At 69.5% G+C, this 7,700-nt stretch carries 8 protein-coding genes and 2 pseudogenes; 4 read left to right on the top strand and 6 right to left on the bottom strand.

What is annotated here, in order from left to right; genetic code table 11:
- Positions 1-192 (bottom strand): annotated as a pseudogene (locus HUV06_RS13185) (DUF4126 domain-containing protein); the annotation flags it as partial.
- A gap of 127 nt (positions 193-319) precedes the next feature.
- On the opposite strand from HUV06_RS13185, the gene HUV06_RS13180 reads away from it, so the two are divergent.
- The 3 genes from HUV06_RS13180 (at position 320) to HUV06_RS13170 (ending at position 2,559) form a co-directional block, all read left to right on the top strand.
- Positions 320-1,684, top strand: a complete 1,365-nt coding sequence (locus tag HUV06_RS13180; RefSeq protein WP_174301719.1) for a gluconate:H+ symporter — start codon at positions 320-322, stop codon at positions 1,682-1,684.
- Between the two features lie 175 nt (positions 1,685-1,859).
- Positions 1,860-2,222 carry a TfoX/Sxy family protein gene (locus HUV06_RS13175; protein WP_174301718.1) on the top strand — a complete coding sequence of 121 codons (363 nt, stop codon included), beginning with the start codon at positions 1,860-1,862 and terminating at the stop codon, positions 2,220-2,222.
- A 1-nt stretch (position 2,223) separates the two neighbouring features.
- Positions 2,224-2,559, top strand: coding sequence for a VOC family protein (locus HUV06_RS13170; protein ID WP_174301717.1), 336 nt, complete (start codon positions 2,224-2,226; stop codon positions 2,557-2,559).
- Between the two features lie 73 nt (positions 2,560-2,632).
- Here the strand turns inward: HUV06_RS13170 and HUV06_RS16485 are convergent, their stop codons facing one another.
- From HUV06_RS16485 to HUV06_RS13150, 5 genes are all read right to left on the bottom strand, one after another.
- A complete protein-coding gene (locus HUV06_RS16485; RefSeq protein WP_256430073.1) occupies positions 2,633-2,755 on the bottom strand; it encodes a hypothetical protein in 123 nt (40 codons plus the stop codon).
- Positions 2,756-2,903: 148 nt separating this feature from the next.
- Positions 2,904-3,488, bottom strand: coding sequence for a hypothetical protein (locus tag HUV06_RS13165; RefSeq protein ID WP_174301716.1), 585 nt, complete (start codon positions 3,486-3,488; stop codon positions 2,904-2,906).
- Between the two features lie 2 nt (positions 3,489-3,490).
- Positions 3,491-4,738 carry a cystathionine beta-lyase gene (gene metC, locus HUV06_RS13160; RefSeq protein WP_174301715.1) on the bottom strand — a complete coding sequence of 416 codons (1,248 nt, stop codon included), beginning with the start codon at positions 4,736-4,738 and terminating at the stop codon, positions 3,491-3,493.
- A complete protein-coding gene (sseA, locus tag HUV06_RS13155; RefSeq protein WP_174301714.1) occupies positions 4,735-5,577 on the bottom strand; it encodes a 3-mercaptopyruvate sulfurtransferase in 843 nt (280 codons plus the stop codon). The genes metC and sseA overlap by 4 nt, the downstream gene beginning before the upstream one ends.
- Positions 5,574-6,587, bottom strand: coding sequence for a cysteine synthase A (locus HUV06_RS13150; RefSeq protein ID WP_174301713.1), 1,014 nt, complete (start codon positions 6,585-6,587; stop codon positions 5,574-5,576). The genes sseA and HUV06_RS13150 overlap by 4 nt, the downstream gene beginning before the upstream one ends.
- Before the next feature lie 679 nt (positions 6,588-7,266).
- On the opposite strand from HUV06_RS13150, the pseudogene HUV06_RS13145 reads away from it, so the two are divergent.
- Positions 7,267-7,700 (top strand): annotated as a pseudogene (locus tag HUV06_RS13145) (3-deoxy-8-phosphooctulonate synthase); the annotation flags it as partial.

Below are 7,700 nucleotides of genomic sequence, written 5' to 3'. Positions count from 1 at the left end.
CTGCAGCTTGTCGCCCCACAGTTCGCCCGCGGCCATCAGCTTTGATCCGATGGCGACGGCCGGGTGGGCGAGCCAAGCCGCCGCTCCGTTGTCTGCCGGAAGGGCGCCGCGCCGGGCGGCTCGGCTGACAACCGCCAGTGGCGTCATCGATCTGGGCCCGGCCGCGAGTCCGATCAGGAAGGAGCGGATCATCTGAGCGTCCTCTTCGCTTTCGCACAACAGCGGCGTGATCCGTTTGGTTCGGGCGGCTTGCAGAGATAGAGCAGCGGAGCGGTGAACCCTGTGCTGGGCATCGCGTGGACCTGCTAGCGAGGAGGGCATGAGCGTTTCCCCGGCCCAGATCTCGCTTCTCATCGGCGCGGTCGGCGTCGCGTCGCTGCTCGTCCTGATCCTCCGCTTCAAGCTGCAGCCGTTCCTCGCTCTGCTGATGGTCAGCCTGGGTGTCGGCGCGGCGGCCGGGATCGCCCCAGACAAGCTGCCGGCGCTGATCGAGACCGGAGTGGGCTCCACGCTCGGCCATGTGGCGCTGATCATCGCCCTGGGCGCCATGATCGGGCGTCTGGTGGAGGTGTCGGGCGGCGCCGACCAGCTGGCCAGCGAGCTGGTGCGAAGGTTTGGCGCGTCACGGGCGGCCGTGGGGCTCGCGGTGGCGGGCCTCCTCGTGGGCATCCCCGTCTTCTTCGAGGTAGGCGTGGTCATGCTGATGCCGCTGGCGGCGGGAACGGCCCGCAGGACCGGCCGGCCGCTGCCGGGTCTGGCCCTGCCGCTCTGCATCGTACTTCTGGTCGTGCACGCGCTGCTGCCGCCCCATCCGGGCGCCGTCGCGGCCGCGAGCCTGCTTCACGTGGACCTCGGCCGCCTGATCCTGTGGGCCGCCCCGGTCGTGCTTGTGACCGCGGCGTTCAGCGCGGGCCTGGCCATGGTGCTGACCCGCGGCATGCAGCCGGCCCAGGCGCCAAGCCCTGAGCACGACGAGCCCGGCGGGGACACTGCGAAGCCTGCGCTTGGCGAACCGCCTTCGGCGGCGACCATCGTGAGCCTCATCCTGCTGCCGATCGGGCTCATCCTTGTGGGCTCGATCGCCACCATGATGATGCCTGCGCGCGGTTGGGTGCGCCCAGCGCTCGCGCTGCTCGGCTCGCCCTTCGTGGCGCTGCTGCTCGACGTGCTGCTCTGCTCGTGGGTGCTGGGGGTGCGGCGCGGCTGGCCCTTGAAGGCCGTGGGCGATGTGGTCGGATCGGCCCTGCCGGCCGTTGCGATCGTCATCCTGATCACAGGCGCCGGAGGGGGCTTCGCTAAGGTGCTGGTCGCCTCGGGCGTCGGGGGCGCGGTGTCCGACGCGCTGGTCTCCACGGGCCTGCCGATCCTGGCGCTCGCCTTCCTCCTGGCCCTGCTCCTGCGCGTGGCCCAGGGCCCCACGGCCGTGGCGATCATCGCCGCCGCCGGGATCGTCGCACCGGCGGTGGCACAGGCGCACCTGGGCCCCGACCGCGCCGCCCTGGTCTGCGTCGCCTTGGGCGCCGGCGGCATGTTCGGCTCGCACGTCAATGATGCGGGCTTCTGGATCGTCACGCGCCTGACGGGCCTGGACGTGGCCCAGGGCCTGCGGACCTGGACCGTCCTGAGCGCCTCCGCCGGCGTCTTCGCGTTCGGCCTCGCCGCGATGCTCTGGCGCTTCGCATAGTCCGATCGGCGCCACGTCGTACGTCCTGACCGAGACCGCCGTTCCGGCGTCCGCCCGATGCGTTCGATGAGGAAAGGTTGTTCGAGAAGACGGCGTCTCGATGTAGGGTCCGCCCATACGCCGACGGTGAAACAGGACGTCGGCAATCCAGGCTGCGGGCGATGACGGAGACTTCATGGCGCACGATCCCAAGGCCTTGCAGATCATCCTCGAGACAGCGGCGCCGCCCGACCTGGAGCTGGCGTTCCGCCCCATGTTCGGCGGCATCATGGGCTATGCCGCGGGCAAGGTGTTCGCTTCGCTGTCCGACATGGGGCTGGCCCTGAAACTCGTCGGCGACGATCGTGCGGCGCTGCTGGCGATGGCGGGGGCCAAGCCGCTGCAGTACGAGCCCGACCAGCCGCCAAGCAAGTCCTACGTCGTCGTGCCTGAAGCCATGCTGTCGACATCCGAGCCGCTGAGGACGTGGATCGTCAGGAGCACGAGTAACTTGGCGGCGCCAGGCGTACGTCCCCGCAAGCAGACCAGGAGGTCTTGAGATGGCCCGCATCAATTTCGTCGAACTGCCGGCCCGCGATCTCGGCGCGGCGAAGGCGTTCTACACGGCGGCCTTCGGTTGGGAGCTGAGCGGTTTCGGTCCGACCTATGCCTGCACGATGACCGGGGACGTCGACCTGGGGCTCCAGGCCGATGCGGGCGAGGCGACGCAGGCTCCCCTCGCCGTGATCCAGGTCGACGACCTGAAAGCCGTCCAGGTGGCCGTCGAGCACGCCGGCGGCGTCGTCACAAAGCCGATCTTCGCCTTTCCCGGCGGCCGCCGGTTCCACTTCACCGACCCCAACGGCCTCGAGCTCGCGGCCATGACCGTCGAGTGAGTCCTGACCGAGCAGGCCGAGCCCTTCGGCCATGGCCACGGATTGGACAGGCCGGGAGAACCCTGAAGGGCGGCTAGACCCAGCCGAGGCGCTTGTAGCGCATCCGCCGCTCCACCTGTCGGACCAGGCGACGCACCATGCGCCAGGCGTTCCATAGGAGAGGCCGGCCGAAGGCAGGCGGCTTGTGAGCGGTCATGGCAAACCTCCACGGGAGGATACGGCCGAGCTTTATAAAGGTTCAGCACGTCTACGGCTTCACCGTGCGACGACTCAGCCCCTGGACACTCGCAGTCTAGGTCCGGACCTGTGACGCCGCCATGACGGACTCCTGCCCGCTTTGGAGATCAGGTGGCGCCATGCCTGCCGAACACGGGACCGGTCTCGTGCAGCCTGCCCGCCGGGGCCCGGACAGCCACGTCCAGGTTCGGACTCAGGCCGCCGTAGTCCACATAGGACAGGCCCACCTGCACCGAAGGCGTCACCCAGCGGCAGTCCAGGCGGTCGAGCCCGCGCTTGGCCGTATCCTCGCACACGGTAGGCCGGCCATAGTATTGGAGCAGACCTGCGCGAATGCCGCGGGCGATCTCGAAATTGTCCCGCGTGTGGCGCAGCCGAAGACCCTTGACGTTGACCACCACCTCCAGGAGGCCGCTCGGCCCGAAATAGTAGGTGGCGTAGGCGGGCCGGCCGAACACCTCCTCGTCCACCGCCCAGATCGCCGAGCCGCCGACCACCGCGTTGGCCACCGGCGGCCGGGTGATCAGGTTGGCGGGCGCCTGGCGGGCCATGGGGAAGAGGGCGTGGACCTGCTCCTGCGTCATCCCCGCCCGCGCGCCGCGCCACAGCTCGGGGCCGGGCGGCGGCCCTCTCGGCGGCGCGGCGGCCGGACCTGTGGCGGTCAGGGCTGCGGCGGCGAGGAGGGCGAGCATGGTCAAGCCTGATCGCACGCGGCGGCGAAGGCGTCGAGCCCCCGGCGAAGGTCGGCGATCAGGTCTTCCGGCGCCTCCAGCCCCACATGCAGCCGCATCAAGGCGCCGTCCGCGCGCCAGCCCCGGCCCAGGTTTCTCACCTGGGGATCGCTGCTGACCGCCAGGCTCTCGAACCCGCCCCAGGAGAAGCCGAGCTTGAACACCTGAAGCGCGTCGAGGAAGGCGTCGGCGGCGTGCGCCGGCCCGGCCTTGAGCACCAGCCCGAACAGCCCATTGGTCCCGCTGAAGTCACGTTTCCATAGCGCATGGTCGGGCGAGCCGGGCAGGGCGGGGCAGAGCATCCGCGCCACCTCTGGCTGAGACGCCAGCCACTGCGCCACCCGCAGGGCCGAGGCGCCGTGCCGCGCCAGCCGCAGCGTCAGGGTGCGAAGGCTCCGCAGCACCGTGTAGCAGTCGTCGGGAGACACCGCCCAGCCGGTGTCCCACACCGTCTGCAGCAGCCGCTCGCCCAGGCTCGGATCGCGCACGGCCACCGAGCCCATGAACACGTCCGACCCGCCCGAGACGTACTTGGTCAGGGCCTGGACGGAGAGGTCGACCCCGTGGTCCAGCGGCCTGAACAGCAGGCCCGCCCCCCAGGTGTTGTCGATCAGGGTGAGCACCCCTCGCGCCCGTGCACCGGAGGCTATGGCGGGCACGTCCTGCAGCTCAAAGGTCAGGGAGGCCGGGCTCTCCAGGAAGACGGCGCGGGTCTGGCCGCCGATCATGGCGAGCACCTCGCCGGCCGCGGCGCTCGGCGCGAAGTAGCGGGTGCGGACGCCGAAGCGGGCCAGCATGCCGTCGCAGAACCGCCGGGTGGGGGCGTAGGCGCCGGCGCTGACCAGCACCTCGTCGCCCGCCGACAGCACGGTCATCAGGGCCGCGGTGATCGCCGCTGCGCCGGAGGAGAACAGCTTGGCGGCGACCGCGCCCTCCAGCTCGCACAGCGCCGCCTCCAGGCTCGCCTGGACGCCCAGGCCCGCCCGGCCGTAGGTCGGATGGTCGTTGCCGTAGAGGCTCGCGGCGTCGGGCAGCACGACGGTGGAGGCGCGCTGGACGGGCGGGTTGACGCCGCGGGCCGCAAAGCCGGCGCGTGCCTCCTCGCTGTCGCCGGCATGGACCAGGCGGGTGGCTGAGGCCCAGGTCTGCTTGTCAGCGTTCGGCTTGCCAGCGTCGGGCTTGCCAGCGTCGGGCTTGTCAGGGCTGGTCATGGGCCGGTGACGACGGGCGCATCGTCCCGGCCGCCCCATTCCGCCCACGAGCCATCATAGACCGCCGCATCCGACCGGCCGAGCCGCGCCAGGCCGAGCGCCACCACGCCGGCAGTGATGCCGGAACCGCAGCTCGCGATGACGGGACGACCGATATCGACGCCTGCGCCTCCGAAGGCGGCCCGCAGGCCGTCCTCGTCCAACAGGCGGCCGTCCGCGGCATAGAGCGTGGAAGACGGCAGGCTGAGGGCTCCCGGAGCGTGGCCGCTTCGCAGGCCTGCGCGGGGCTCCGCCGCCTCGCCGCGGAAGCGGGCCGCCGGCCGGGCGTCCACCACCTGGGCGTCGCCGGTGCGGAGCGACGCCAGCGTCCGGTCGAAGTCGCACACCAGGTCCGGCCGCAGGCGGGCCGTGTAGGTCGCGGCGGATGGCGAGACCTCGCCCCGGTCGAGGCGACCGCCGGCCGCCGTCCAGGCCTCCAGCCCACCGTCGAGCACCTGGACCGCGTCGTGGCCCATGGCGCGCAGGCTCCACCAGACGCGAGGCGCCGAGGGCGTGGGTCGACGGTCGTAGACCGCCACGTGGTCTCGCTCGCTGATCCCGAGCTGGTGCATCGCCTCCCCGAAGCGCTCCGGAGAGGGCATCATGTGCGGCAGCGGGCTGGTGGCGTCGGCGATGGCGTCGATGTCGAACAAGACGGCGCCCGGCAGGTGGGCGGCCAGATACTCGGCGCGGGCGTCGCGCCCCGCGTCCGGCATGAACCAGGTGGCGTCCACCAGCTTCAGGTCTGGTCGGCCTAGCGCGGCCTGCAGCGCCTCCACGCTGATCAGCGGGTCGGTCATTGCGCGCCCTGGAGCCAGGCCGGGACCGGCAGCTGGTGCGCGGCCAGAAAGGCCGGGTTGAACAGCTTGCTCTGATAGCGCGCACCGTAGTCGCAAAGGATGGTGACGATGGTCTTGCCGGGTCTCAGCGCCCGGGCCAGCCTCACGGCGCCGGCGATGTTGATCCCCGACGAGCCGCCCAGGCACAGCCCCTCGTGCTCGACCAGATGGAAGACATGCTCCACGGCCTCCGCGTCGGGTATCTGGAAGGCGTGGTCGATGGTCAGTCCCTCAAGGTTGGCCGTCATGCGGCCCTGGCCGATCCCCTCGGTGATCGACGAGCCCTCCGACTTCAGCTCGCCGCCGCAATAGTAGCTGAACATGGCCGAACCCCTCGGGTCGGCCAGTCCGATGGACACGGCGCGGCCCCGCCGCTCCCGCAGCGCCCGGGCCACCCCGGCCAGGGTGCCTCCCGAACCGATGGCGCAGATGAAGCCATCCAACGCGCCCCCTGTCTGCTCCAGAATTTCTGGGCCGGTCGTCAGGTAGTGGGCTTGGCGGTTGGCGAGGTTGTCGAACTGGTTGGCCCAGATCGCGCCGTTCGGCTCGCTGGCGGCGCGCTCCTCGGCCAGGCGGCCGGAGACGCGCACATAGTTGCCCGGATTGGCGTAGGGGACCTGATCCACCTCGACCAGCTCCGCGCCCAGCAGCCGGAGTGCGGCCTTCTTCTCCTCCGACTGGGTGCGGGGTATGACGATCAGCGTTCGGTAGCCCAGCGCCGAGCCGACCATGGCCAGCCCGATCCCGGTGTTGCCCGCGGTGCCCTCGACGATCAGGCCGCCGGGGCGCAGGCGTCCGTCGGCCTCGGCCTGGCGGACGATCTGAAGCGCGGCGCGGTCCTTCACCGATTGGCCGGGGTTCATGAACTCGGCCTTGCCCCAGATCTCGCAGCCGGTCTCCTCGCTTGCCCGAGTGAGGCGGATTAGGGGCGTCTTGCCAATCGCGTCGACGACGCTTCTAGCTGAAATCATTGGAGTTGGCCTACCCGAAGGACTGAGCTTGCTAAAGCGTGTTTAGCGCCTTTACGAATATGTGAGCTTCAGTTTCCAGGAGAAATACGTGTCGGTCGCAGTGCCTACAAAGCTGCTGGCGTGTGTAACGTTGGTGACCTTGCTCGCTTGGTCACCATCTATGGCTGCGCCCGGAGACAATGCCGCTGCTCCACCACCTGCGCCGGCACCAACCGTCGACCCCGCAATCCGAGTCGTCCAAATCCCAAAGGCCACCTTCAGTGGGAAACGTGTTCGCCTAGTCTTCACCAGGGATGGTGTCCTTCTCGACTGCTCGCCTAACAAGGAGGCTCAAGCCGATCTACGGGTAGTAAGACCACCTGCACACGGCCAAGTGACCATCGAGCATGTCAAGGCTGTTCCGGGGCCATATCCTTACAGTGATCCGCACTACATCTGTAATAATCGTACCTATCCCGGCTTGGCGGCCTTCTACATGGCCACTCCAGGATATGCTGGGGCAGATACGTTGGAGCTATTTGAGGCTTCCGACGATGGTCGGATTGTTAAGATGGATTTTTCCATACAGGTTTTTTGACAGCACTAGGCTCGATGGGCAGGCTTGTCTGCGATGGAGCCAAGGCGCAGTTAGCCCGTGAGCAATGAAGCCGTCGCGGAGGCCACCTTGCCTGCTTTTTCCATGCCAAACGCGATGGTCGTCGCCGGCCGCGCCGACCGCCGCCAGGTTCGTATCGGCAACGGCGAGCGGCTGAGCGTCATCGCCGGTCCCTGCCAGATGGAGAGCCGCGCCCACGCCTTGGAGATGGCCCACGCGCTTCGCGAGATCGCGGACCGGCTGGATGTCGGGCTGATCTACAAGACATCCTTCGACAAGGCGAACCGCACCTCCGCCAACGCCGCCCGCGGCCTGGGGCTTGAGGCGGCGCTGCCGGTGTTCGCCGAGATCGGGGAGGTCACGGGCCTTCCGACCCTCACCGACGTCCACTACGCGGCCCAGTGCGCCGAGGTGGCCCAGGCGGTTGACGTACTGCAAATCCCCGCCTTCCTCTGCCGCCAGACCGACCTGCTGCTGGCCGCGGCCGCCACGGGCAAGCCCGTCAACGTGAAGAAGGG

The organism is Caulobacter sp. S45 (genome assembly GCF_903642205.1).
In the GTDB taxonomy this organism is placed as follows: Bacteria; Pseudomonadota; Alphaproteobacteria; order Caulobacterales; family Caulobacteraceae; genus CAHJWH01.
Note: the sequence above shows the minus strand (reverse complement) of the source record. Positions and strands in the feature narration are given on the sequence as shown.

Bases quoted from the DNA above. Each gene is read 5' to 3' on its own strand.
- sseA (WP_174301714.1), bottom strand. From the start codon at position 5,577: ATGACCGACCCGCTGATCAGCGTGGAGGCGCTGCAGGCCGCGCTAGGC.
- HUV06_RS13150 (WP_174301713.1), bottom strand. From the start codon at position 6,587: ATGATTTCAGCTAGAAGCGTCGTCGACGCGATTGGCAAGACGCCCCTA.
- HUV06_RS16485 (WP_256430073.1), bottom strand. From the start codon at position 2,755: ATGACCGCTCACAAGCCGCCTGCCTTCGGCCGGCCTCTCCTATGGAAC.
- HUV06_RS13165 (WP_174301716.1), bottom strand. From the start codon at position 3,488: ATGCTCGCCCTCCTCGCCGCCGCAGCCCTGACCGCCACAGGTCCGGCC.
- metC (WP_174301715.1), bottom strand. From the start codon at position 4,738: ATGACCAGCCCTGACAAGCCCGACGCTGGCAAGCCCGACGCTGGCAAG.
- HUV06_RS13175 (WP_174301718.1), top strand. From the start codon at position 1,860: ATGGCGCACGATCCCAAGGCCTTGCAGATCATCCTCGAGACAGCGGCG.
- HUV06_RS13170 (WP_174301717.1), top strand. From the start codon at position 2,224: ATGGCCCGCATCAATTTCGTCGAACTGCCGGCCCGCGATCTCGGCGCG.
- HUV06_RS13180 (WP_174301719.1), top strand. From the start codon at position 320: ATGAGCGTTTCCCCGGCCCAGATCTCGCTTCTCATCGGCGCGGTCGGC.